This window comes from Polyangium jinanense (assembly GCF_028435365.1).
Map to the genome: position 1 here is coordinate 376459 of NZ_JAGTJJ010000001.1, position 25601 is coordinate 402059.

At 68.8% G+C, this 25601-nt stretch carries 20 protein-coding genes; 7 read left to right on the forward strand and 13 right to left on the reverse strand.

Annotated elements, in window-relative coordinates; all coding sequences use genetic code 11:
- Position 1 precedes the first annotated feature (1 nt).
- The gene (locus KEG57_RS01505; protein ID WP_272458027.1) at positions 2 to 646 is read left to right on the forward strand and encodes a M23 family metallopeptidase; all 645 of its coding nucleotides are present in this window, start codon (positions 2 to 4) and stop codon (positions 644 to 646) included.
- Positions 647 to 655: 9 nt separating this feature from the next.
- Here the strand turns inward: KEG57_RS01505 and KEG57_RS01510 are convergent, their stop codons facing one another.
- The 7 genes from KEG57_RS01510 to KEG57_RS01540 form a co-directional block, all read right to left on the reverse strand.
- A complete protein-coding gene (locus KEG57_RS01510) occupies positions 656 to 1822 on the reverse strand; it encodes a sensor histidine kinase (protein ID WP_272458029.1) in 1167 nt (388 codons plus the stop codon).
- 69 nt (positions 1823 to 1891) lie between these two features.
- Positions 1892 to 3922 (reverse strand): PAS domain S-box protein, encoded by a 2031-nt coding sequence (locus KEG57_RS01515; protein WP_272458030.1) that lies wholly within the window; start codon positions 3920 to 3922, stop codon positions 1892 to 1894.
- 56 nt (positions 3923 to 3978) lie between these two features.
- A complete protein-coding gene (gene ruvB, locus KEG57_RS01520; protein WP_272418440.1) occupies positions 3979 to 5007 on the reverse strand; it encodes a Holliday junction branch migration DNA helicase RuvB in 1029 nt (342 codons plus the stop codon).
- Between the two features lie 45 nt (positions 5008 to 5052).
- Positions 5053 to 6957, reverse strand: a complete 1905-nt coding sequence (locus KEG57_RS01525) for a sensor histidine kinase (protein ID WP_272418439.1) — start codon at positions 6955 to 6957, stop codon at positions 5053 to 5055.
- Positions 6954 to 8528 (reverse strand): sensor histidine kinase, encoded by a 1575-nt coding sequence (locus tag KEG57_RS01530; protein WP_272418438.1) that lies wholly within the window; start codon positions 8526 to 8528, stop codon positions 6954 to 6956. Before KEG57_RS01530 ends, KEG57_RS01525 begins: the two co-directional genes overlap by 4 nt.
- 58 nt (positions 8529 to 8586) lie before the next feature.
- Positions 8587 to 9168, reverse strand: a complete 582-nt coding sequence (locus tag KEG57_RS01535; RefSeq protein ID WP_272418437.1) for a GNAT family N-acetyltransferase — start codon at positions 9166 to 9168, stop codon at positions 8587 to 8589.
- A 5-nt stretch (positions 9169 to 9173) separates the two neighbouring features.
- Complete coding sequence (locus KEG57_RS01540; protein WP_272418436.1) at positions 9174 to 11903, reverse strand: serine/threonine protein kinase; 2730 nt, start codon at positions 11901 to 11903, stop codon at positions 9174 to 9176.
- A 308-nt stretch (positions 11904 to 12211) separates the two neighbouring features.
- Between KEG57_RS01540 and KEG57_RS01545 the strand changes: the two genes are divergently transcribed.
- The 4 genes from KEG57_RS01545 to KEG57_RS01560 all read left to right on the forward strand — a co-directional run bounded on the left by KEG57_RS01545 (position 12212) and on the right by KEG57_RS01560 (position 16059).
- On the forward strand, positions 12212 to 12550 hold the full coding sequence (locus tag KEG57_RS01545; protein WP_136930265.1) for a P-II family nitrogen regulator: 339 nt from the start codon (positions 12212 to 12214) through the stop codon (positions 12548 to 12550).
- Between the two features lie 13 nt (positions 12551 to 12563).
- The gene (gene glnA, locus KEG57_RS01550) at positions 12564 to 13976 is read left to right on the forward strand and encodes a type I glutamate--ammonia ligase (protein ID WP_272418435.1); all 1413 of its coding nucleotides are present in this window, start codon (positions 12564 to 12566) and stop codon (positions 13974 to 13976) included.
- Positions 13977 to 14052: 76 nt separating this feature from the next.
- Positions 14053 to 15150, forward strand: coding sequence for a serine/threonine-protein kinase (locus KEG57_RS01555; protein ID WP_272418434.1), 1098 nt, complete (start codon positions 14053 to 14055; stop codon positions 15148 to 15150).
- A 186-nt stretch (positions 15151 to 15336) separates the two neighbouring features.
- Positions 15337 to 16059 (forward strand): hypothetical protein, encoded by a 723-nt coding sequence (locus tag KEG57_RS01560; RefSeq protein ID WP_272418433.1) that lies wholly within the window; start codon positions 15337 to 15339, stop codon positions 16057 to 16059.
- Positions 16060 to 16074: 15 nt separating this feature from the next.
- On the opposite strand, the gene KEG57_RS01565 is transcribed toward KEG57_RS01560, so the two are convergent.
- Both KEG57_RS01565 and KEG57_RS01570 read right to left on the reverse strand, forming a co-directional pair.
- Complete coding sequence (locus tag KEG57_RS01565; RefSeq protein ID WP_272418432.1) at positions 16075 to 17091, reverse strand: STAS domain-containing protein; 1017 nt, start codon at positions 17089 to 17091, stop codon at positions 16075 to 16077.
- Positions 17088 to 17858 carry a hypothetical protein gene (locus KEG57_RS01570; protein WP_272418431.1) on the reverse strand — a complete coding sequence of 257 codons (771 nt, stop codon included), beginning with the start codon at positions 17856 to 17858 and terminating at the stop codon, positions 17088 to 17090. The genes KEG57_RS01565 and KEG57_RS01570 overlap by 4 nt, the downstream gene beginning before the upstream one ends.
- 277 nt (positions 17859 to 18135) lie before the next feature.
- Between KEG57_RS01570 and KEG57_RS01575 the strand changes: the two genes are divergently transcribed.
- Entirely contained in the window at positions 18136 to 20061 is a 1926-nt protein-coding gene (locus KEG57_RS01575) for a myxococcus cysteine-rich repeat containing protein (protein WP_272418430.1), read from the forward strand.
- A gap of 120 nt (positions 20062 to 20181) precedes the next feature.
- The gene (locus KEG57_RS01580) at positions 20182 to 20796 is read left to right on the forward strand and encodes a glutathione S-transferase family protein (RefSeq protein WP_272418429.1); all 615 of its coding nucleotides are present in this window, start codon (positions 20182 to 20184) and stop codon (positions 20794 to 20796) included.
- A gap of 73 nt (positions 20797 to 20869) precedes the next feature.
- Here the strand turns inward: KEG57_RS01580 and KEG57_RS01585 are convergent, their stop codons facing one another.
- From KEG57_RS01585 to KEG57_RS01600, 4 genes are read right to left on the reverse strand one after another with little or no spacing between them, the layout of a single operon-like run.
- Positions 20870 to 21418: a peptidylprolyl isomerase gene (locus KEG57_RS01585; protein WP_272418428.1), complete on the reverse strand. Its 549-nt coding sequence runs from the start codon at positions 21416 to 21418 to the stop codon at positions 20870 to 20872.
- A complete protein-coding gene (locus KEG57_RS01590; RefSeq protein WP_272418427.1) occupies positions 21415 to 23598 on the reverse strand; it encodes a hypothetical protein in 2184 nt (727 codons plus the stop codon). The genes KEG57_RS01585 and KEG57_RS01590 overlap by 4 nt, the downstream gene beginning before the upstream one ends.
- Entirely contained in the window at positions 23595 to 24461 is an 867-nt protein-coding gene (locus KEG57_RS01595) for a PHP domain-containing protein (protein ID WP_272418426.1), read from the reverse strand. Before KEG57_RS01595 ends, KEG57_RS01590 begins: the two co-directional genes overlap by 4 nt.
- Entirely contained in the window at positions 24462 to 25580 is a 1119-nt protein-coding gene (locus KEG57_RS01600) for a hypothetical protein (RefSeq protein ID WP_272418425.1), read from the reverse strand.
- Between the last annotated feature and the right edge of the window lie 21 nt (positions 25581 to 25601).

The window sequence follows — 25601 nt, forward strand, 5'->3', positions numbered from 1 at the left end:
GATGCTCCCCCGCTCGTCTTTCTTCACTCCTCTCCTCATCGCCGGAAGCCTCCTGATCTCGGCCTGCGGCGGAAGCGCTCCTCCTCCGAACATGCCGCGCTACGCGCCCGGGACGGTGACCTACCGGCTCCCGGTCGTCGGCAAGTGGCGCGTCTACCGCACGCACTACGGCGCGAACAACGACCAGGCCTACGCGCTCGATCTCGTGATCGACGACGACATGCCGCGATCCCAGCGCAACGAGGACCATCCCTCGTACAACCAGCCGATCGTCGCGGATGCGCCGGGCGTCGTGGTGATCGCGGTCGACGGCGTGCCCGACAACGTCCCGGGGCGCGCGAACAAGTACGACATGCACGGCAACTTCGTCGTGCTCGATCATCAGAACGGCGAGTACTCGCTCTTCGCGCACCTCATCCCGGGCACCGTGCGCGTGCGCAAAGGCATGTTCGTCCCGGCCGGCACCGAGCTCGGTCGATGCGGCAACTCGGGGCATTCGTTCGCGCCGCACCTGCACTGGCAGATCATGACGGACGCGGACGCGAACGCCGCGCGCGGTGTGCCGCCGCGGTACATGCCCTACGAGCGCAACGGCGCGACGTCGGTCGAGCTCCCGCAGAAGGGCGATCGCCTCCTCGCGAAGTAGAGCGCGCCGTCAGCGCTGCGGGGGCTCGCTCGGAGACGCGGCAAGCGGGAGAGCTAGCTCGAAGACCGTGCCCCTCTCCGGATGCGCGTACGCACGGATCTTGCCGCCGTGCGACGCCACGATGTTCCGCACGATGCTGAGACCGAGGCCCGAGCCCGTGCCGTCGGTCTTCGTCGTGAAGAACGGCTCGAAGATCTTCTCGAGGTGCGCGGCGTCGATGCCGTGGCCTTCGTCCTGAATCGTGATGCGAACGGTGTCGCCGGCCTCGGACATCGTGGTCTTGATGATCAGGCGTCCGCCGCTCTCACGCATCGCGTGCGCGGCGTTCGTGAAGAGGTTGACGAAGACCTGCGTGAGCTGACCGGCGACACCGCGGACGAGGCGCACGTCGCCGAACGCGCGCTCGACCATCACGTTCAGCTCGCCGAGCACGTGATCGCAGAAGACGAGCGCGCGCTCGATCGTTTCGTGGATGGCGACGGGCGCGGGCACGGACGCGGTGGGGCGCGAGTACGCCATGAGGTCGCGCGAGAAACGCAGGATGCGCTCGGCAGCCTCGTTGATGCGCGCGAGGCGCTCGACGTCGGCGGGATCCGCCTCGGTGCGCAGGGCCTTTTTGTGGAGGTAGTCCGAGTACGCGACGATCGACGTGAGCGGGTTGTTGAGCTCGTGCACGATGCCGGCGGCGATCTGCCCGAGCGAGGCGAGCTTGCCGGCCTGGATGACCTGCGCTTCGAGCTCCTTCACCTCGCTGCCGTGCGCGCGCGCCGCGCGATGCATGCGGGCGTTGCGCAGTGCCGCGCCGAGCGCGAGCGCGAGGCGATCGACGAACGCTTCCATCGAGCCCGTGCCCGAGAAGCGCGCCTCGTCGTCGGAGGCGAGGTGCAACGTCGAGCCCTCGTCGCCGTTGATGACGACGACACGCTCGAACGCGTACTCGGGGAAGAGCCGCGTCGGATCGGGGGACTCGGCGCCGTCGCTGCGCGCCCCGCGGCGCACGACGACCTGTCCCTCACTGCCGCCGGGCACGCAGACGCCGATCGCCGCGTCGGACATCACATCGAAGGCTGCGGCGACGAGCGACGTCGCGGCTTGCTCTGCGCTCGCATCGGGCGGGATTTCGCACGAGGCGACGAGCAAAGCGTCGAGCCACTCGACGGGGAGATCGCGTCGCATCGCTTTCCTTTGCGTGATCGGGATCTGAGATTCCCGTATCGGAGCTTCGAGACCTTCGGCACCCATCTCTCACCCGAGCGCTCGGTTGGGGTCCTCTTCGCTGGACCGGTCTAGGTCGATGATCTTCGCTGCCCCCACGTACGCCTTTGTTTCGTAGCGCGTAATCTTGCCGATCTTCCGGACGATCTCGGCCATTCGCTCCGCCTCCCCGAGGATCGTCGCGGCCGCAGAGCGGACGGACGCCGGGTCCTCCGCCCTCCGGTTGATGAGCTCCGCGTAGCCGAGCACGCTCGTGAGCGGTTGGTTGAGCTCGTGCGCGGCCGCGCCCGCGAGCTCCGCGATGAGCGCCTGTTTTTCGCGGGCGCGGAGCTCGTCTTGCGCCTTCGTCAGTTTCGCCTCCATGCGCAGGCGTTCGCGCAGATCCGTGAAGAGACCGACGGAGCCGACGGGACGATCGTCCTCGACGATCAGCGCGGCCGAGAGGAGCACTGGGATCAGCGTGCCGTCCTTGGCGAGCGCATCCGTCCGGTAGCCTTCGAGCCTCCCGGGGCCTCCGTGCTCCGGTGACTTGATGAGCCGCATGATCTGCGAAGCGCGGTTCGGCGCGTAGAGATCACGCACGTTCATCGTGCCGATGACCACGCTCGCGCGGTAGCCGTAGATGCGCTCCGCGGCGCGGTTGAAGAGACGAATCACGCCCTCGTTGTCGGCCGAGATGATCGCGTCGACCGAGCTCTCGATGACGCGCTCCAAGAACTCCTTCGTCTTCTTCAGCTCGGCGGCCGTCGCGCGATCGTCGGTCACGTCGCGCAGACTCACGAGGATCGCGCCGCCGTCCTCGCGCAGCACCGAGCTCGAGCTCACGCTGATGATGCGGCGCTCGCAGGCGATCTCGCTCGAACGGCGGATGGTGATGTCGACCATGCTCGGGAAGACGTTCCGCTTGAAGCTCCTGCGAATGCGGTTGAGCGTCGGGAGGTCCTTCGGATCGACGACGTCGGCGAGGCGGCTCGCGGCGAGCTGCTCCTCGGTGAGGCCCGTGATTTCGCGCGCGCGCGGGTTCGAAAAAAGGATCCGGCCGTCGACGTCGACGACCACGATGCCGTCCGCGGCCGAGTGGAAGAAGTCGGCGTATCGTTCGAGCGCGGCGAGGCGGCGCTCGGCCTCGAAACGGGCGACGTTGATCTCCTGCGTCTGATCGCGAAGCGACTGGAGGATCTTCGCGTTGCGCAGGGCGATGGCCGTCGCGTTCGCCACGGTGCGCGCGAGCGAGAGCTCGTGATCCCGCATCGTCCCCGGCTGCCGGGCGCGCAGGAAGAGCACGCCCATGGGTTTGTCGTCGTAGACGATCGGGACGAGCGCGAGCGAGCGGAACGAGTTCTGCGGCAGATCCGCGCGAACGACCTCGAAGAGCGGGTGCGTCGCGGCGTCCTCGATCGCGAGGACTTCGCCTGTCTCGAGCGTCCTCCGGATCTCGGGGTACTTGTTGAGCACGATGGGCAGATCGCGCAGGTCGCGATCGTCGCTCGCGGCCACGACGTAACCCGTGTCGACGTTGTCGCCGACGAGCACGATGCTGCATCGATCGACCCGCGCGACCTCGGCGATGCGGCGCACGACCGTGAAGAGGATGTCGCGGAAGTCGAGCGTCGACGAGAGCGCCTGCGTGAGCTCGAGGACGACACGCGCGTCCCGCTCGCGACGCCAGAGCGCGTCGACGTACTCGCGCATGCGGAGCTGGCCGCGGATGCGCGCGAGGAGCTCGGCGGGGCGGAACGGCTTGCGGACGAAGTCGTCGGCGCCCGCGTCGAAGGCGCGCGTGATGTCGTCGTCGGTGTCGAGCGCCGTCAGCACCACGACGGGGACATCACCGATGCGCGTGTCTTCGCGCAGGTGACGGAGCACCTCGAAGCCGTCGGGCGGCGGCATGACGAGGTCGAGCAGGACGAGCGACGCGTCTCGCTCGGCGAGCCACGCGAGCGCCTCGGTGCCGGACGCCGCCGTGGCCACGGGGATCCCGGCGCCCGCGAGCGCCTGCGTCAGCACGTGTCGGCTGACGGCGTCGTCGTCGACGACGAGCACGGGGAGCGCGGGGAGCACGGAACGAGATTATCCGCGGTCGCGCAGGAAGGGAAACGTGCTGCCGCTCTTCCGTCTCAGGAGAACAGATCGCCCTGCGGTGTGCCTTTCACGGGCATCGGCTTGCCCAGGTGCTCGTAGGCCTTTCGCGTGGCGATACGTCCACGCGGCGTGCGGCCGAGGAAACCCTGCTGGAGAAGGTAAGGCTCGTAAACGTCCTCGATCGTGTCGCGCGGCTCGCTGAGCGCGGCCGCGATCGTGTCGATGCCGACCGGGCCTCCGTCGTAGTGATCGATGATCACCATGAGCAGCCGCCGATCCATCTCGTCGAGGCCCGCGGCGTCGATCTCCAGGCGCTCGGCGGTGATGCTGGCGATCTTCGCGGTGATGCGGCCCGTGCCGAGGATCTCGGCGAAGTCGCGCGCGCGGCGCAAGAGGCGGTTCGCCACGCGCGGCGTGCCGCGGGCGCGCGCGGCGAGCTCGCGGGCACCTGCGTCGTCGATGGGCACCTCGATGAGGCGCGCGCTGCGCGTGATGATGCGCTGCAGATCCTCGACGGGATAGAAGTCGAGGCGCACGACGTAGCCGAAGCGCGAGAGAAGCGGCGCCGTGAGCAGGCCCGTGCGGGTCGTCGCGCCGATCAGCGTGAAGGGTTTGAGCGCGAGCTGGATCGTCGTCGCGTACGGGCCGTCGCCCGTCATGATGTCGATCTTGAACGCCTCGATCGCGGGGTAGAGGCTCTCCTCGACGGCCGGCGTGAGCCTGTGGATCTCGTCGATGAAGAGCACGTCGCGCGCTTCGAGCTTCGTGAGCAGGCCGGCGAGCGCGCCCTTGTGCTCGATCGCCGGGCCGCTCGTAGCGTGCAGGTTCACGCCCATCTCGCGCGCGACGATGTGTGCGAGCGTCGTCTTGCCGAGGCCGGGCGGGCCGCAGAAGAGCGTGTGATCGACCGGCTCGCGCCTGCGCTTGGCGGCCTCGACGAAGACCTTGAGGTTCTGCCGGTGTTTGTCCTGCCCGACGTACTCGTCGAGCGAGTCCGGCCGGAAGAGACGATCGAAGCGGTCGTCGTCCGCGGTGGACGCCGGAGAGATCACGCGCTCGGACATGCGTGAGGACGTAGCCCGTACGAAGGAAGGAGGGAAGGCGCCGGTTCAGCCGAGGGCGGGCTTCGAGGAGAGCCGCGGGCGACTGCCCGGGATCACGAGGGGGAGCCAGCACTGTATGACGGGCGCGCCGTCGGGGGTGTCTTCCACCTTCACGGAGCCGCCGTGCAGCTCCATGATCGACTGCGCGAGGCTCAAGCCGAGGGTGAGGCCGCGGCCACGCGAGGTGGCGCGGCGGGCGAAGAGGGCTTCGAGCTCGGCGCGTGTGGTGTTGCGGCTGCCGAGCTCGACGTCGATCCGCACGGCCTGGCCCGGTTCGGCAGGACGGAGGGCGCGCACACGAACCGCGCGAGAGGCCGCGTCGGCCGCGGACGTGCGGATCCCGTGCGCCACGACGACCGCGATCGCGCGCGCGACGTAGGCAGGATCCACGGGGACCATCGGCAGGCCCTCCGCGACCTCGAGGACGACGTCGCTCTGCGTGTCGCCCGCGAGCTCGCGCGCCTTGCGCACGGCCTCCGTCGCGAGGAGCGCGACCTCGGTCGCGCGCGGCATGAGCGTGAGCTGACCGGCCTCGACGCGCGCGGTGTCCAGGATCGACTCGATGAGTCCGAGCAGCTCGCGGCCGCGGTTCGTGATGAGCGCCAGGCTCTCGCGCTGGCTCACGGTGAGCTCCTCGCGGCCGACGAGATCTGCGAAGCCGAGGATCGCGTTGAGCGGGCTCTTCAGGTCATGGCTCACGCTCGCGAAGAGCAGACCTCGCATGCGTTGCGCGGCCTCCTGCGCTTCGAGCGCGCGCTCCTGCGCGCCGGCGAAGATGCGAAACCGCTCGGCGAGCACCTCGATGGCCCGGCCGAGCCGCGCGACGAGCTCGAAGCGCGCGGGCCGCGCGATCTGCGTCACGCCGCGCAGCACGCTCTCCGTGCCGAGCAAGCGCACGCGGTGCGTCGCGAGCTTGAGATCGTCCGCGAGGGCCCGGCCGATGAGCACGCCGAGCAGCGCCGCGACGAGGCCAAACGCGAGAGCGATCCCCACGCCCTCGGTCGTCACGGCGGGATCGAGCTCGGCCGTGAAACGCACGTCGGCCTGGCCGTCTTCGAGCGGCATGCTGAGCACGAGCTCGCCGTCGGCCTCGCGCCGGAAGGTCGGATCACCGTCGCGCCGCGGGCCCGTGATCCGCGCGAGGAACCCGTGCTCCGCGGCCGCGGCCACGGCGTCCTCCCGCGCGTTCTTGTTGCCCTGCCCCGGCCCTGGATCGAGCGCGATCTTCGCGAGGAGCAGCGCCGTGTTTTTCCGGCTCTGCTCGGTGAGCGTGCGCATGTGCGCGTGCGTCGTGAGCACCGCGCCCACGCCGACGAGCGCGACGGGCGCGACGACCGCGATCAAGAACTTCTGCAAGAGCCTGCGACGCGGGATCTGGTGCAGCTCCTGTGATTCGAGCAGCGTCGTGATGGGCTCGATCGGGACGAGCTCGAGCAGGCGCACCGTGGCGGCGCGGATGAACACGTACTGGATGAGCGACGCGGCCCCGACGATGGTGATCGTGAGGCAGAGCAGGCTGATGGCGCGTCCCTGATCGAGCTTGTCCGGGCGGACGCCGGGCGCGAGGCCGATGATGGACACGACCGCGCCGACGACGAAGGTCCGCATCGTGATCGCGCTCGGCAGGGAGGCGAGTTCGCCGAAGTCCTGCGCGCGTACGGTCGCGGTGCCGCCCGACAGCACGTGGAGGAGCGCGCGATGCTTGCGGACCCGGAGCAGCGTCACGAGCAGGCACAGGCCAAACGCGACGACCGCGAGCGCGGCGCCGATGACGAGGATGTGCTTCGTCATCGTCCAGTCGAGCACGATGAGGTTCGGCGCGAGCAGTGCGATCGCGAAGAAGCCCGCGAAGCCCGTGAGGAGCTGGCGTCCCAGGATGTTGCGCGTGAAGGTGCGGGCGACGTTCGTCATCGCTCGCCCTCCCTGCGCGGAAGCGGCATCGGCGGCGGCGTCATCGAGTCGAGCAGGCGCGCGGGGCGCGGCGGCGGATCCGAGGACAGATCGATCACGCGCGAGTCGCTCGACGACTCCACGATCGCGCCCGGATCCGCGAGGTACGGCAGGGTCGCGGTGAACGTCGAGCCGCGCCCCATCTCGCTGCTCACGTCGATCGTGCCGCCGTGCATGTGCACGAGCCGCTTCGTGATGGCGAGGCCGAGCCCCGTGCCGCGGCGGCGCGATTGCGCGTCGCCGAGCTGCCGGTACTCCTCGAAAATTGCCGCCGTCTGCTCGCGCGGAATGCCCGGCCCCGTGTCGCGCACGACGATCGCGACGAACGAGCCGCGCGCCTCGATCTTCACCGTCACGGATCCGCGGACCGTGAACTTCACCGCGTTCGAAACGAGGTTCGTGATGATCTGCCGAACGCGCCGTTTGTCCGCGTACGCATAGAGCCGGCTCTCACCCGTTACTTCGAGCCCCAACGGTTTGTCCTTGATGGTCGCGGTCGCCTCGCGCACGACTTGCTCGGCGATCTGACGGACGTCCACGGGGCCACGCGAGAGCTGCAGCGTGCCCGTCTCCAGCGCGGAAAGCTCGAGGATGTCGTCGATGAGCTGCCGCAGATGCTCGCCGCTCGTCCGGATCACGGCCAGCGACTCGCGCGCCTCGTCGCTGAGTGGGCCGTCGACCTCGCTCTCGAGCACGTGCGCGAAGCCGAGGATCGCGTTCAGCGGCGTGCGCAGCTCGTGGCTGAGGCCCGCGAGGAACGCCGAGCGCTCCTTGTCCATCTCCGAGGCCTGGAGCAAATCCGCGCGGTAACTGCGCTCGGCAGCCGCGAAACGCGTGACGAGCAGGTTGAACGCGGCCGTCAGCACGCCGACCTGATCGAGCGAGCGAATCGGGATCGGCTCGCCCGTCGGCGCCGCGTCGGGCCGCGCCATGTCGACGATGCGCTCACGCACGTAGTCGACGTCGTCGCGTAGCTGTTTCGTGAAGGCGATCGCGACGGAGACCGCCACGCCGAGCAGAAGCACGGTCAGCGCCGCGACCGCGTTCACGAGAGGCACGTAACCCGGCGGTGGGCTCGGCGCCGAGACGAACGCGAGCACCGCGATCCCGTCGAGCGGCGGATCCAGCGGACGCGCGGCAAACCGCACGCGGCCGAGCGCCGTGCGCGTCTCGCCGCTGCCCGCCGCGAGCAGCCGCTGCACCTCGGCCTTGTTCGGCGGGCCAAAGCTCTCGTCCACGAGGATCTGCCCGCCCTGCTCGACGAGCAGAAGCTCCGTGCCGCTGCGCCTCGCCGCGCGCCCCACGATCTCGTGCCGCTCCTCCACCGTCGCGACGCGCATCCGCGCGGCCAGCGTTCCCGCGATCGCCGCGGCGCGCAGCGAGGATGCGTCGTCGCTGATCCGCCGAAGCTGCGCGATCCCGAGCAGCGCGATGGCGAACGCCGTCGCGGTGCCGATCACCAGCACGAGCACGGGCGCCACCGGCAAGAGCGGGAGGCTGCCGCGGAACAGTCGAAACGGGATGCGCCGCACGTTCGTCTCCCCCGCGGACGAGCATCATCCGCCCGCGTACGGCCTTCAAGGGGAAGGCTCAGGTCGGGCGCGGATCGGTCGCGAGAAGCGCGAAGACCGCGTGATCGAGCCAGCGGTTCTCACACCACTCGGCTTGCCGCGCGATGCCCTCGAAGCGGAAACCGAGCCGCCCGATCACCCGCAGTGATGCGTGGTTGTCCGTCGCGGCCGCGACACGCACGCGATGCGCGCCCATGTACCGGAACGCGAACTCCACCGCCGCGCGCGCCGCCTCTGTCATCAGCCCGCGACGCATGCTCTCCTTGCGCAGCCAGTACCCGAGCTCGCACGAGCGATGCATGTGCACGCACGACTCGAGCCCCACCACGCCCGCGAACGTGCGCCCCGCGCGCTCCCGGATCGCGAAGCGCACCGCGCGCCCTTGATCCCAGTCGGCCACGCACGCCTCCGTGAAACGCACGCTCGACGCGGGCTCCGTGTAGTACTGCACCCACGGCAGCCACTTCGAGAGCATCGGCCGCGAGCCGTTCACCGCGAGCCACACCTCGGGCGAGTCCGACGGATCGACGGGCGCGAGCAGGAGGCGCGGCGTCTCGATGGGCTGGGCACGGAGGTCGGCGCGCGGCGGGATGACCAGCATGCGGGTTACTTGCAGACGAAGCGCGCCGCGTAGGGTTCGAGGATCCCCGCCTCGAAGTCGAGCCACGCGATGAACCACTCGCCGGGCGCCTTGCCGGCGATGATCGCGGGGCTCGGCTGCGCGCCGCTCACGCGGGCGATCTTCGTGGAAGGACCGACGCCGTCGCGGCTGATCGGCGCGGTCATCACGCCGCCCTTCTCGAACCACACGATGCGCGCGTTGCCCGAGGCGTCCACGCCGACCGACGGGTGAGCGCCGAGCTTGCTGAAGCGTTTGTCACGCCAGAGCGGCTCTGCGTTCGCCGCGTCGAGGTACGCCGCCGACACGCCCGAGTTGCTCTCGCCGTCCCACACGAGGAAGCACGCGTCCTTGCTGCACGCGATCCCCGTCATGTCGGCCTTCGACTTGTCGGTGTTCACCACGATCGTGTTGCCGATCCACCGATCGTTGCGATCGCCCTTCTTGCGCGGCTCGACGCCCTTGCCCACGTCGGCGAGCGGCAGGCGCATGTGATACGCGACCTGGTTCGGCGTGCGCTCGAGCCGGAACGACACGTGCGCGGCGTCGCCCGCAATGCCGACCATCGGCGAACGCACGCGCGGCTTCTGCGGGCCTGCGGGCACGAAGTCCGTCGCGCGCGCGACCTCGCCTTGGGGTTCGAGCTTCGATGAGAGGCGCCGCAGGAAGAGCTCTTCGTTGCCCGTGTCGGCCTCGGCCGACCAGGCGACGAGGAACGTGCCGTCCGGCGCGCGCTGCATCGACGTGCCCGAGCTCGACCCGCGCAGCGGCGCGATGTTCACCATCGGCCCGCCGATCCGACCGTCGGGATCGAGCAAGCGCGCGTGCACGCCCGCCTCCGTCCCGTGCCCGTCCGCGTAAAGCAGCACGAGCTGCTCGTCGAACGACATCACCACCGGCCGCGTGATCGCGCCGCCCTCCGGCGTCACGTCGATCGGATCCGAGAGCGGCCGTAGCGCTTCATCGAGCGCGACCGCGAACGCGTGCTCCGGGCCCTCGTGCGTGTCGGTCCAGACCATGACCGGCCCGCGCGAACCGAGCGCGATCCACGGACGCCCCGAGCCCACGCGACGCGGCTGCGCTGCTCCGAGATCGTACGATCGCGGCCGCGCGAGGCCCGTGAGCGAGCACGGCGACTTTGCCGCGTCGCCCGAGATCGCCACCTGCACGTGCTCGAGCATCGTGCGCGGCACGCCGTGGCCGCCCTTGTCGAACGCGTCCTTCAGGAGCTTCAGCGCGCCCTTGTGATCACCCTTCGCGAGCGTCGTTTGCGCCTCCGCGACGAGCGGCCTCCACGGCAGCGTCGACGGGGACGACGAGGGCTCCGTCGACGACGCCGGGCGCACGCTCGACGACGACGCCGGTTGCGGCGCTGCGACGCTCGCGCTCCCGTTTGGCGAAGACGACGACGTGGTCCCCACTTCGCCGCCCTTCGTGCTTGGACCGAACTTCGACCAGGCCGCGTATCCGCCGCCCACGAGCGCGACCAGCACCACGGCCGTCACGATCCCGAGCGCCGCCGTCTTCGGCTTCGGAGGCGCTTGCGACAAACCCGGGCCGAGCGGCTCCAGCGTGCCCGGCGGCGCTTCGAACGTCGACTTCGTGTGGCGCGGCGACCCGCCCTCCGACGGCGCACCTCCGCGCACGGACGGCGGCATCGATGCGAACGGGTGCGGCATCGTCGACGACGGCGGCGACATCGACACCCTCGGAAGGTCGCTTCCCGTCGCCGTCAGGCCCGACTTCGAGGGCGGCGGCGCGGGCACGGTCCGGCCCATCGAGTTGAGCTGCTCGGCGGGGAAGAGCCCGGAAAACTCCGGCCGCGTCGTCTCGAACGCGGCGGACAGCTCCTCAGCGAACTCGCGCGCGGTCTGGAAGCGATGATCGATCTTTCGATCGAGCGCCTTGTCGAACCACGCCTTGAACGTCGCCGGAAGATCGGGCCGGTAGACGAGTGGATCGGGCGGCTGCGCGCTCGCGATCTGCGCGAACGTCATCGCCACGCCTTGCTCCGTCTGCCACACGGTCCGTCCCGTGAAGCACTCGTAGACGATGCACGCGAGCGCCCAGAGATCGGCGCGATGATCCACGGCGCCCTGCCCGCGGACCTGCTCGGGGCTCATGTACGCGGGTGTTCCGAACACCGCGCCTTCACGCGTGAGACGCGCTTGTTGCGCCCCGCCCGATCCGTCGAGCGGCGTGTAGAACTTGGCGAGCCCGAAATCGAGGATCTTCGCGAGCAGCTGCCCGTCCTCGTCCTTGCCGAGGAAGATGTTCTCGGGCTTGAGATCGCGATGGACGATGTTCGCGGCGTGCGCCTTCGTGAGGCCGCGACAGACCTGCGTGACGATCGCCAGCGTCGTCGGCACGTCGAAGTAGCGGACCTTCGTCATCCGCTCGTAGAGCGACTCGCCTTCGAGCAGCTCGAGCACGAGGAACGGCGGACCATCCTCGAGGCGGCCCGAGTCGTACACGTCGCAGATGTACGGGCTGCGGATCGCGGCGGCGGCGCGTGCTTCACGGAAGAAGCGCTCCACCACCACCATCGAGGTGGTCAGCTCCTGCGCGAGGACCTTGATCGCGATCCGCTTGCCGATGTCGATGTTCTCGGCCTCGTAGACGGCCGCCATCCCACCACGGCCGATCTCGCGGGTGATCTTGTACTTCCCCGACAGGATGGTACCTACCGGTAGCTTCGTCGAGGTCGGTGAGGCCATCAGGTCATCGGCGACGAACGGAAAAGGGCGAACTCGCCCGCGAGGGTAGGCGAGGTGGAACCCGCCGACAACTCTACGACGTAGGCGGATGCCGATTGCCTTCGGAACGCCCGGAAGTGCGGGCCTCGGGCGAACGCCTTCCCGTGGGCTCTTGCACTCCGAGGCTGGATGTTGGCGACGAAGGTCACCAAATTTCCGTCCTCCATGCGGGGGGCGCGGAATTTCTCCCGCCCCGCGTGGCCTGAAACATTCCCGAAACCGAGGGGGCCGTAGACCACGTCCGGCCCCCCGAGCGAGAGGTCCGAGAGATGAAGAAGGTCGAGGCGATCATCAAGCCGTTCAAGCTCGACGAGGTCAAGGATGCCCTCGCAGAGGTCGGCATCCAGGGCATGACCGTGACCGAGGTGAAGGGTTTCGGTCGCACCGGCGGCAAGAAAGAGGTCTATCGCGGCTCGGCGTACGTCGTCGACTTCGTCCCCAAGGTGAAGCTCGACATCGTCGTCCCGGACCACATGGTCCAGAGCGTCATCGACGCCATCGAGAAGAGCGCGAAGACCGGTCGCATCGGCGATGGAAAGATCTTCGTCGTCCCGGTCGACGAAGCCGTCCGCATCCGCACCGGGGAGCGCGGCGAGGACGCGATCTGACGGAGAACAAATCATGAAGCCGAAAGACGTCATTCAATTCGCGAAGGATCACGACTGCAAGTTCGTCGACCTCAAGTTCATCGACCTGCCGGGCATCTGGCAGCACACGACGATCCCTGCGAGTCGGCTGAACGAGGACATGTTCGAGGAGGGCATCGGCTTCGACGGCTCCTCCGTGCGCGGCTGGCAGCCCATCAACGCGTCGGACATGTCGATGACGCCCGATCCGACGACGGCGAAGATCGACCCGTTCCACGCGCAGAAGACACTCTCGCTCATCTGCAAAATCTCCGACCCGGTCACGGGCCAGCCCTACGGCCGCGACCCGCGGTACATCGCGCAGAAGGCGGAGAACCACGTCCGCGCGACGGGCATCGCCGACACGACGTTCTTCGGCCCCGAGGCGGAGTTCTTCGTCTTCGACTCGGTCCGTTACGACAACTCGCCGCGCGGCGCCTTCTACGAGATCGACTCGGACGAGGCCGTGTGGAACACGGGCAAGGCGGGCCCGAACCTCGGGCACAAGATCCGCCACAAGGAAGGGTATTTCCCGGTCTCGCCCACGGACTCGCTCGGCGACGTGCGTGGCGACATGATGACCACGCTCATCGAGAGCGGCGTCTTCGTCGAGGTCGGCCACCACGAGGTCGCGAGCGCGGGCCAGTGTGAGATCGGCGTGCGCTTCGACAAGCTCACTTCGATGGCCGACACGCTCATGTGGTTCAAGTACGTCGTGAAGAACGTGGCCAAGCGCCACAACAAGACCGCGACGTTCATGCCGAAGCCCCTCTTCGGCGACAACGGCAGCGGCATGCACTGCCATCAGTCGCTCTGGAAGGACGGCAAGCCCCTCTTCGCGGGCGACGGCTACGCGGGCCTGTCGGACATCGGCCTCTGGTACATCGGCGGCATCCTGAAGCACGCGAAGGCGCTCGCGGCCCTCACGAACCCGACGACGAACAGCTACCGAAGGCTCGTCCCCGGCTACGAGGCGCCCGTGAACCTCGCGTACTCGAGCCGCAACCGCTCGGCCGCGATCCGCATCCCGGTCGCCGCTGGCAACTCGCCGAAGGGCCGTCGCATCGAGGTCCGCTTCCCGGACGCCTCGTGCAACCCCTACCTCGCGTTCGCGGCGATGATGATGGCGGGCCTCGACGGCATCCAGAACCGCATCGATCCGGGCGATCCGCTCGACAAGGACATCTACGCGCTCTCGCCCGAGGAGCTCAAGGAGGTGCCGAAGTGCCCTGGCTCGCTCGACGAGGCGCTCACGGCCCTCGAGCGCGACCACGAGTTCCTGCTCCGGGGCGACGTCTTCACGCGGGACATCATCCACACGTGGATCGAGTACAAGCGCGAGCGCGAGCTCGATGCTGTGCGCCTCCGCCCCGTCCCCTACGAGTTCTTCCTCTACTACGACACTTGATCCGTAGGACGGGAACGCCCGCCGCGCGTCTCTCGGCTACGCCGGCGGGCCGAGCTTTGGTATCCTCCCCAGCCGGTTGAACCCTGGCGATCTCATCCAGTCACGGTACCGCCTCGTCCGGATGCTCGGATCCGGCGCGAGCGGCACCGTTTGGGCTGCAAAGAACGAGCTCATCGACCGCGAGGTCGCGCTCAAAATCCTGCACCCCGACGTCGCGGCCGACGCCGTGTCGTTGCAGCGCTTCTTCAACGAAGCGAAGGCAAGCGGCCGCGTACGAAGCCCGAGCATCGTCGAGATCCTCGACCTCGGACAGGCCGAGGACGGCTCGCCCTTCCTCGTGTTCGAGCTCCTCCACGGCGAGGGGCTCGACGCGTGGATCGCGCGCGAGCGCATGCTCGACCCGGGGATGCTCACCGATCTCTTCGTCGGCGTGGTCCGCGCGCTCGACAGCGCGCACCAGCAGGGGATCATCCACCGCGACCTCAAGCCCGCGAACCTCTACGCGCACCGCGCGGCCACGGGCGAGCTCGTCCTGAAGATCCTCGACTTCGGCATCAGCAAGATGCTCGAAGGCAACCCCGAGCACCTCACGCTCACGCGCACGGGCACCGTCGTCGGATCGCCCGCGTACATGAGCCCCGAGCAGGCCGCGGGGCGCGACGACATCGACGGCCGCGCGGACGTCTGGTCGCTCGGCGTGGTCATGCACGAGGCGCTCACGGCGACGCTCCCGCACGAGGCGCCGAACTACAACGCGCTCATGGTCCGCATCATGACGCGCGACGCCGACCCCGTGGTCTCGCGCAGGCCGGACCTACCGCCCGCGCTCGCCTCGATCGTCGACGACTGCCTGCGCCGCGATCGCGATCGCCGTCCGACGGCGGGCGTGCTCGCGGCGCGTCTCGAAGCAGCGCTGCACGAGATGCAGCCGATGCGTTACGGCGCGCAGGGCAGCGCGCACGCCGGCATGCGCCTGCCGAGCGTGCCGCAGAGCATGCCGCGTCCGAACATGCCTTCAGCGCCCGCGGCGCATGCGGCGCCCGCGCCGATGGAGCCGATGGTCGCGCCGAACACGGCGTCGAGCGGTAGCGGCATCCTGATCCTCGCCGCGGGCATCGGCATCGCGCTCGGGATGATCGCGCTGTTCGTGCTCAGTCGGTTCCTGTTGCACTAGCCAGTCGGCCCCTCCCCGCCGCACGGACGCTTCAGTGACGCCTCGGGCGCCACCTCCCCGCCTCCCTGACCCTCCTGCAACGCAGCGTCTGCCTCCTCCACACCGCCTTGACGCGTCCTCCTCGCTTTCGTTAGCGTCCTTCCCGCCTCCTCGTACGTCCCCCAACCTTTCCGGAGCCTTCTCCCCATGCGCCTGCCCAACGAGACAGCTTCCTCCTGGGTTCACCTCGTCTTTGCATCCTTCTCGTGGTCTTCCGTCTGCGCCTGGGCGGAGTTTCCGGACCTCAAGCCGAGCGATCGGACCGAGCTCGAAAAGCTCGCGGCGTCCCTCAAGACCCACATCGACTCCCTCCTCAAGGAGGCGCGCGACACGCAGGAGGTCCAGCTCTTCGGCCGCCCCTCCGCGCAGGCCAAGCAGAACGCGACGCTCGTCTTGCTCAAGCGCAGGATCGACGAGGCGCTCGCGCTCGTCACGATCCGTCTTGGTGGAGGCTCGAAGAAGCACCCGGCGGTCCTCTCCTTCCTGCCTGGCCTGCTCACGGGTTTTACGCGCGCACCGATCGACGAGCGGCCCAAGCGCGCGAACGAGGCGGCCGGGCGCCTCGAAGCCGGCGAAGACTTCGGCGAGCGCGGGGGCCTCGTGGGCAAGCTGAAGGACGCCGCCGAGCGCGCGCAGAAGGCGATCGACGCGAACGACGGCGCGCAGATGGGCTGGTCGAAGGAGCGCTCCGAGGAACTCGTCGCGAAGGGCCGGCTCCGGCTGGAGCTCGAGCGCGTGCACCGATCGCTCGGCGCGCTCTTCCCGGGGCAACGGGACTTCGTGGAGTCGTTCTTCCTGAAGGGCGAGAAGCCGAGCGAAGGGACGAGCGAGGACGAGGCGGCCGGGACGAACGAGGACGCGGAGGGGTGAGCCGGGGGCGGGGGCTCACCGCATTCCTGGAGGAGATACGGTCAAAGGTGCAGCCTCTCTTCCTGCACGCTCCGCATCCCCCTCCTTCCACCGCATGCACGCCTTGAGGCCGTGCTTCAGGTTGCGGAGCGTCACCAGTTTGCCGAACGAAACCCCGAGCTCGACCAGCGTCTGCGCGACGGATGGCCGCACGCCGCTCAGCACGCAGCGTGTCCCGAGCAGCTCCACCGCGCGCACGATCTTGAGCAGGTGATCGGCCGTCGCCGTATCGAGCACGTCCACGCCGGTCACGTCGAGGATCACGTACCGGCCCTTCATCCGCACCACCGACTCGAGCAGCGTCTCCATCACCTGCGCTGACCGCTTCGAGTCGACGACCCCGATCAGCGGCAGCGCCAGCACGCCGTCCCAGACCTCGAGGATTGGCGTCGACAGCTCGTGCACGGCGATCCGCAGCCGCTCGAGCGTCTCGTTTCTCTCCCGCTCGGCCACGAGCTGCTGCGCCATCTCCCGCTCGCGCCGCTTGCGATCGGTGATGTCGCGGAAGACCACCACGGCGCCGAGCCGCTCCCCTCGCGCGTCGTGGATCGTCCGCGCGCTCGTCTCGAGAATCATCCCTTCCGGCGTTTGCGCGCTTCGGACGAGCATCTCCGCGTGGTCGACCGGCTCACCACGCACCGCGCGATGGAGCGGAATCTCCTCCCTCGGGTACGGCGTCACGCCGTCCGCGTAGAAGAACCCGTACCTCTCCTCCCAGTTCTCGGCGGCGTCGACGCCGGGCCGGCCCAACCCCATGATCGACGTCGCGGCCTCGTTCACGTGCGTGATTCGTCCCGCCGTGTCGCTCACGACCACCCCGTCGACGATGCTCTGCAGCGTCGCCTCGAAGACCTGCGTACGCGCCGACAGATCCGCGATGAGCTGCTCCATCCGCTGCACGCGCTCCGCCGCGGCGCGCTCGTGCTCCGTGAGCAGCGCTTCGAGCGTCGCCACCCGGGCCCTCAGGACCGCGGTCTCACTGTCGAGCGTCACGGGGCGCAAGAGACCACCTCCCGGGCGCGCCGCGCCTCGCTCGTGGTGGGGTCCTCTTGCTCGGCGAACGACCACGGCAGGATCGCGAGCTTGATCGCGAGCGCGAGCGGCCGGAAGAGCTGCGCCGTCGCGGGCTCCACGTGCACCTTCGAGAACAGGAGCACGGCGAACATCTGCCCGCTCGGCAAGATGCCGCCGCAGCCGACGACCGAGCGGATCCCGTATCGCTCCACGAAGCTCGCCTTGGCCGGCACGTACGGGCTCTCGGCGGCGTGCTCCACGTGGAACACGTCGTACGTCCGCTCCGCGAGCTCCGTGAACCGCGCGGGGCGCAGCACCGAGCTCGTCGCGATCCCGAGCTGCGCGCAGAGCCGCGCGATCATCGGCATGCGCGCGAGCGCCGTCTCGCTCGGCAGCGGAATCGCGACGTGCCCGGCCGACGCCCTCGGATCGTTCCAGGCCGGCTCGTCGCCTGCGGTCGCCAGCAATTGCAGGCACGTCGTGTCCGGCGCGAGCGCCTCTCCGCCGGCCATCCGCTGCGCGAATTTCCGCGGGTCCGCCGGCAGCGCGTCGAATCGCTCTGTCTCGAAGAACCTCACGAGCGCACACGAGCGCTCGCCCGTCGCGGGGCGCGCCAGGTTTTCGTAGAGCGCGCGAACGACCCGGCCGGCCGTGTCTTCCATGCTCCGGGCGCCCTCTCCGAGCCCGCGCAGCATTGCGCCGCAACTGATCATGTCGTCGAGCGAGAACGTCGATAGGTCGTGCATCGAAACCTCCCCCCGGAGACTCCGCACCGCCGCGTATCGTTCGTCCGCATGAATTCGTCTATCGCGCGGACGAAACGCGACATGTCGAGAATGCTTCGAACACGAACGGTGAACAACCGGTGAACCCCACCGTTCGTGCCTCCGGCGAGGGCGTGCATGGGCCTGCGTGCTTTCCCGACGGGGGCCCGCCTTTCCCCGATCCGCGCCGTTCGTGACGCAAAGCGGGCTCCAAATTCCCCGTTCGGCATGCTTTCATCGCGCCTCGAACGGAGGATTCATGGCGCACGTCCGCGACGCTTTTCTTGCCTGCATGTTCGCCTCGACCGTGGCGCTCGCCGCGTGTGGAGACGAAGGCGCATCCACGTCCACGTCGAGCTCGAGCAGCGGCACGGCAGGCGCGGGAGGACAGGGCGCCGCAGGCGGCAACGGGGGCAGCGGCGGCGCCGGGGGACAAGGGGGAAGCGCAGGCGCAGGCGGCGTAGGCGGGCAAGGTGGCGCGGCCGGGGAAGGCGGCGCGGGCGGCACTGGCGGCGTCGGAGGCACCGGCGGCGCTGGCGGAATCGGTGGCGCTGGCGGCAGCGGTGGTGTTGGCGGCAGCGGTGGCGTTGGCGGCGCCGGTGGCCAAGGCGGCGCTGGCGGCGCCGGTGGCATCGGAAATGGCGGCGCCGGTGGCCAAGGCGGCTCCTCGTTCGTCTGCGGCAACGACCTCATCGAGCCCGGCGAGACCTGCGACGACGGCAACACGATGCCTGCCGATGGTTGCTCCTCCCAATGTCTCCTCGAACCCGGCACCACGTGCGGTGACGCCGTCGATCTCCTCACGAAGGGACAAACGCAGGGCGATACGCTCGTTTATGCGGGCACCACGATGGGCTCGCCCGTCGTCGGGTTCGGCACGAAAACCTGCTCGGCCGGCGGCACCGCGGCGCCTTCCGTCGTGCACCGTTACATCACGGGCTCCTCCCTCGCGCGCGTCACCTTCGAGACCACCGACATCGGCGGCGCGCTCGCCGATACCGTCGCCTGGGCCTACCTCGACTGCCTCGACACCAGCGCCGAGCACGCTTGCGACGACGACAGCGGCGACGGCCCCCTCGCGCGCCTCGAAACCGCGGTTTTGCCGCCCCAGACGCCCGTCTTCCTCGTCGTCTCCGGGTATGCGGCCGCGAATGTCGGCCCCTACGAGCTCCGCGTCACCGAGCAGCCTTTTGCCCTCGTCGACGCTTCGGGCACCTGCGCAATGCCCTCCTCCGTCGCCTCCGCGGGCAACTACGCCGGCACCACGCTCGTCTCGGACGGCGCCGCCCTCTCCGCGAGCTGCACCGGCGCCGGCCCCGAGGCCGTTTATGCGCTCACGCTTCCTGGCCCGGCCGATCTCTCCGTCCGCGTCGCGCCCTCCTCGCCCCTCTTCGACGTCGGCGTATACCTGCTCGACGCTTGCACGATGAATGCGGGCGAGCTCGCCTGCGCCGACACCCAGCTCGGCGGCCATCCCGAGTCATTCGACCTGACGAACCTCGCGGCCGGCACGTATTACGTCGTCGTCGACGGCTTCAGCGCCATGGATGTCGGCGCGTATGCCCTCGAAGCCACGGTCCGCCCCGTCCTTGCCCCGGGCCTCGCCTGCGATGCGTCTGGAAAGACGAACCGCTGTGCTGACGGCGCGGCCTGCGTTGATCTCGGCATGGGCCCGAAATGCGCCGCCGTGACGAGCCTCCTCGCGCAAGACTTTTCCAGCGGCTTCGAGCCGTTCGTCGTCACCGACGCGAACAGCGACGGCAAGAGCTTCTACCGCTGCGATCCGCTCCTCGGCTGCTCCCAGGACAACACCACGGGCAGCGCCTCCGGCGGCGCGTTCATGCTCGTCAAGGACGAGAGCAACGTCGCGCTCGACGGCGAGATCCTCGCGACACCTTCCCTCGACGCGGGCCCCTTCACGCGTGTCTTCCTCGAATTCGACCACGCCTTCGACCACTGGACCTCGGCCACGGACCGCGCCAGCGTCGAGATCTCCGTCATGGGCGCTTTCAGCCCCGTCGCCACGTACACGCTCGACGCCTCGGGCCATGTCCGCCTCGACCTCTCGGCGCTCGTCGCCGGCAAGCCGTTCGTCGTCCGCTTCCATTACGACGACCAGACGGGCGGGGGCGACGGCTTCGCCGAGGAATGGCGAATCGACGACGTCCACGTTTACGGATTGTGACGCCCGCGCCCGACGCGGCGCACAATCACGCGTGGCCTATCGCGACGGTAGACGGCGCCGAGAATGGGGAGTATGCAGCGGAGCGAAACGTCCCGTTGCGTGACGGGGAGGAGGATTCACATGAAGGTCTACGGTCATCCGGCGAGCACGTGTGTGCGCAAGGTCCTTTGTGCTCTGGCAGAGAAGGGCGTGGATTACGAGTTCGTGCTCGTCGACATCATGAAGGGCGATCAGAAGAGCCCCGAGCACCTCGCCCGTCAGCCCTTTGGCGTCGTGCCCGTCCTCGATGACGACGGCTTCGTGCTCTACGAGTCGCGCGCGATCCTGCGTTACCTCAACGCGAAGTTCGGCGGCCTCGCCCCGACGGACGCGAAGGACCTCGGCGTCATGGAGCAGTGGATCAGCGTCGAGCAGTCGTACTTCAGCCCGCCCGCGATGAAGGCGATCCTCGAGATCTTTTTCTCGCCGATGAAGGGCACGACGCCGGACCCGGAGGTCGTGAAGAATGGCAAGGAGGGCGCGGCGAAGGCGCTCGACGTGCTCGAGCGCGCGCTCGTCGGCAAGGAGTGGATCGCCGGCTCGTTCTCGATCGCGGAGATCACCTACGCGCCGTACTTCCAGTACCTCTTCGACACGGGCCTCGGCGACATCGTCAAGGAGCGCCCGAACGTCGCGGCGTGGTGGGGCCGCATCAGCGAGCGCCCGTCCTGGCGGAAGGCGATCGGCAAGGGCTGATTCGTTCGACGTCGTAAGAAAATGAAAAAGGCGCGCCTCCCGGAGAGCCGGGGGCGCGCCTTTTCGTTTCTGCTCACTGCGAGCGGACGATCAGGTGGAAGCCGAACTCCGTCTCCACGACGTCGCTCATCTGGTTCACGGACAGCTCGAACGCCGCGTCCGCGAAGTTCTTCACGACCATCGAGCGCTCGATCTCCCCTACGGATCCGCCGCGCGACGCCGCGCCGGGCTCCTCGCTGTACTCCTTCACCATCTCGTCGAAATCCGCGCCCTCGCGCAGCTTGTCGCGCGCCTCCATCGCCCGCAGGCACGCTTCCTCGCGCGTGCGCGTGATCGACGCGTCCGCGTTCTTCGTGCCTTTGTACCTCACCAGGATGTGCTTGACCGTCACCTTCGGCGGCTCACCGCTGAACTTCGCGCGCTGCGCGTTTGCCGTCGCAATACATTGCGCGGCCTTCTCCGCGTCCGGCCCGGCCGGCGCCGCCTCGGGCTTCGGCGCCTCGACGGCCTTCTCGGGCGCCTTTTCCGCGGGCGTCACGGGCTCCGGGGTTCCACCGCCACACGCCATGAGCAGCGTCGCGGCGAGGAGCGACACGAAACCGCCTTTGCTTGCCTTCATCATCCCTCTTCTCCTTCCTTGTCCTTCGGCGCCTCGACGATTGCCGCCTTCGCCTCGGCCGGTGGCTGTGCCGCCGCGCGGTCGATCCGCTCGCGCAGCCGCCGGTATCCATCCTTCATACGCTCTCGATGCGCGCTCACCACGATCGCCAACCCCACGAGCCAGAGCACCGCGAAGGGCGCCACGGCCGTGTCCGTCACGTACACCAAGGTCGGCCGGAACGGCCGATCCTTCGTCACGAGCTCGCGGCTCGCGCTCATCGAATGCCGATAATCCGGCAACGGCAGCGGCACCGGCGTCACGCCCTCCAGCACCCCGCCGCCCTTGTCCACCCACCCATTGCCCGATCGATCGTCGTCGAGTTTTCCGCCGCTTAGCGTCGAGGCCGGCGCGGCGGCCCGCTGCGCCGGCGGCTCGTAGCTGATGTCCGACGACTTCACCGGCGACCGCGAACTCATCGCGGCGAGGCCGATGAGCCCCACGAGCCCGAGCCCGCCCACGAGCACGACCGTCGCCGCCACCCGCGCCGCGCCCTTCGCGAACACGCCCACGGCCCAGATGAGCGCCCAGAGCCCGAGCGCGATGAGCGAAAGAACGAACCCCGGCTTCCAGAGGAACCACAACGACGCGAGCACGATTCCCCCAAGAATCCGAAGCGTCCGCAATCGCGCCGGGCTCGTCCCCGGCCCCGGCCGCACCGCGGCCAACCCGGCCGCGAAGCCGATGCCCGACACCAGGAGATCACTCCCCTCCACCGCCCATTTCGGCCGATCCCCACCGAGCAACGCCAGCGGGAACACCCCCGCGGGCAATCCCACGGTCAGGTGCACGCGGCTCGCCGTCAATGCATACGACGGCATCGGCACCGTCACCGTTCCGAAGAGCGGCTTGAGCCCCGTCTGCGAGAGCGATTGCACCTGCACCGACTGGCTCCCCGTCCGGAGCGGCACCAGGATTTCCTCCGCATCCGCGCCCTGCCGCATGATCCGCTCGGCCTTCCCCGACGTCGACAGGAAGATCGGCCGGCCCGAGGGCGAATACGCGAGGTAATCGACGCCATTGTTCTCGTAGTTCACCTGATCCTGCGAGACCACGTCTCCGCGCGCCGTCACCACGACCGTGCGCTGATGCGATTGCACCACGGCGGCGAGCGCGTCCACGGCCGCGAGCGGCGTCACGGTCGCCTCCATCTTCTGGCCTTTTTGCACCAGAAACAGCCGCGACGTCGGCTGCGACCGCGGAATGGGCGACTCCGCCGAATCCACCTGCCGCGCGTCCCCGGCCACCGCCACGCGATGCTCCGGATCACTCTCGATGAGCCACCACTCGTAGCCCGAGCGCGCGTCCGGCGCGATGGCGCCGAGCTTCGCGAGCGTGCCCGTGATCGTCATCTCCGCCGTCCGCCCCGACGTCGGCAAGATGAGCTCATTTCCCTCGACCCGGAACCCCGCCGCGCCCGTCACGTCGAGCACCTTCTCGCCGAGCGTGAGCGGCAATCGCACGACCCCGAGGTCCGTCCCCGAGCGCATCACGAGCCGATATTCGAAGCCGATCTCGCGCCCCACGCGCACCGCGCGCGAGAGCTGAAACACCGTGGGCCCGGCCTCGGCCGCCTTGTCCTGCCGATTCAGGTGGATCGTCGTCCCCATGATCCCGGACAAACGTGATCCCTCGACGACCGCGCCCGACGCGAGATCCGCTTCCAGCGTGTTCAAGGGCCCGGGGATCTGGAGCGTCAGATCACTCCCGAGCGTCATCTTTCCTTTGAGCACGAACCGCTTGGCGGACGTGTGCAGGAAATACCGATCGCCCTCGAACCCGATCGCCGCTTCCTTGTCGTTCTCCGTCACGCCTTCGAGCCGCACCTCTTTCGGCGGCCCGAACAGCGGCACATCCACGGCCCCGTCCGCGAGCACCCGGCCCACGAGCTCGAATTCGAGCGGCCCCTCCCCGACCCGCCCCGAGAGCTTCAATCGTTCGAGCGTGTAACATCGCGCCGCGCACGACGGCCCTTTGCCCCGGTCCGCGATCCATTTCGACAGCGCATCGAGCTCGCCCGCCCATCCTCCCGGGGTCGGCGCTGGCTGCACCGGTGCCGGCGCCGCCGGCGGATCGGCCGCGCGCGCCGCGCCGGGCGCGAGCAAGAGCGCCGCCGACAGGAGCCCGAGCGAGCGACGCTTCAAGCCGAGAGAATCGACTCGATCGGCAGCGCTCGCCCCAGGATCCGCTCGATCGTCGCGACCGGCGTCCCCGCGGCGGGCCTCACGTACCGTGCATTCTGGTGATCGTCCGACGATGCCGTCCAGCATTTCTTGTGCTCCTCCGCGAATGCGCGAAACGACTCGGCCACCTCTGCCTTGTGGCGCGACGTATAAACCTCGATCCCGCTCGCCCGCAGCAGCACCGCGCGTGTCCTCTCCTTGTCGCGGTACCGGCCCGGGTGGGCCACCACGTCGAGCGCGCCGTCCTGCCGGATGCATTCGATCGCCTCCTCCGGCGTCCAGCCGAAGAGCTCTCGATCCTCTTCCCAGAACCGCACGTGATGATCACGGAACGCCGGAAACAGCGTCGTCCGCGCGGCGACCCGATCCAGCATCGATTGCAGCGCCGGAAAATCGACCGGCGCGAGGGCTTCGAATGTACCTTCCGGATCAATCGCGCGCCGCTCCTCTTCCGAAATCCCTTCCATCCAGGCCAGCACGAACGCCTTCCATTTCGCCTGCACCCGCTCGCCTCGCCGGAACAGCGCCGTCTGCCGGAGGAGCGGCAGCACCGAGAAACGCGGCGGAAAATACGCGAGCACGTGAAACTGCTCGGCCCGCTCCGTCCCGAAATGCAGAAACGACGTCACCTCCAGGGCCGGCACGAACAGAAGCCCCGCCGCCGCCGCCGCCCGCGCGGCGCGCGGCACGGCGGCGAGCACGTCGTGATCCGCCACGGCGATCACGCGCATCCCGATCTCGCGACGGAAATCCACGTACGCCTCCGGCGTCGCGCGGCCGTCGGAGAACAACGTGTGCCCGTGCAGGTCCGTCGGGAGGAGCATTCAGAGCGAGTTCGCGATCGAGAACGAATAATTCGTGAAGGCCCCGTTCGGGTTGTCGTACTTGTCGGCCTTCAGCATCTTCGCCCCGTCCGCGTACCACTTCTCCGTGATGTTCGCATAGCCCGTGTAATCGGCGACGAGGTACGTCTTCACGTGCATGTACAGCATCATACGCCGCGCCTTCGCGGGCACCTGGATCGTCCCCTCGTACGTCGTGCGGCCCGATCCCAGGAAGCGCGAATTCGGTTTTTCCGTGAGCATCACCTCGGGCCGCCAGTCGAGCCCGTCGTCGAAATGCACCGCGTAGGCGACCTCGTGCACGATCTTGCCGTAAATCGGGATCGTCACCCAGCCGAACCGGCTCGCGCTCTGCGCCTTGCCGATCTGCGTGTCGATCAGCGATTTGTCCACGACCACGTCGGCCCGCCAGTCCGACACCGCGAGCAAAAGCTCCGCCCCCGCGATCGGATCGTCGCCCTCGATGATCCGGTTTCGTTTCGTCGCCTGCGCCCAATCCATGAACAGGCTCTTGTTCGGCAACTCCCCGCCGAAGACCGCGAGCGTCGAGAGCTCCGCCGCCGTGATGCTCGCGCTCAGGCCCCCGGGCTCTAGGTCCGTGATCGTGATCGCGAAGCCGAGCCAGTCAGCCTTCGACGGCACGATGAACGTCTTCGTGATCGCTTTGAACCCATACGAATCCATGCCGGCGTAGGTCGTCACCGGCGCCTTCAGCGATGCGATCGTCGTCGTCTTGTCGACCGCGCTCACGGTCACCGTCGCCGTGATCTGCTTGAGCCGCTCGAGATCATTGGGCAGCGGCGTCCCCGCGTAGAGCTTGTCCCAGAGCATCCACACGGGCAGCTCGATCGTGAGCGCCTGGCCGGCGCGCAGGAACTCGTCCGTGTTCGCGTTGACGAGCTTCACGTTGAAGTTCCCCGGGAAGCCGTCGAGCGCGAGCGTGCCGGTGCCCGGCGAGAGCTCGTCTTCGGCCTCGGCGATGGACTCGTCGCCCGGCTCGATCGGCTCGGCTACGCACCCCGTTTGCGCCCCCGAAAGGGCGATGAGCCCCGACGCCGCGGCGACGCCCGTCCCCGCCTTTCGCACCCTCACCTTGATCATTGTCCGAGGGTAAGATGAAGC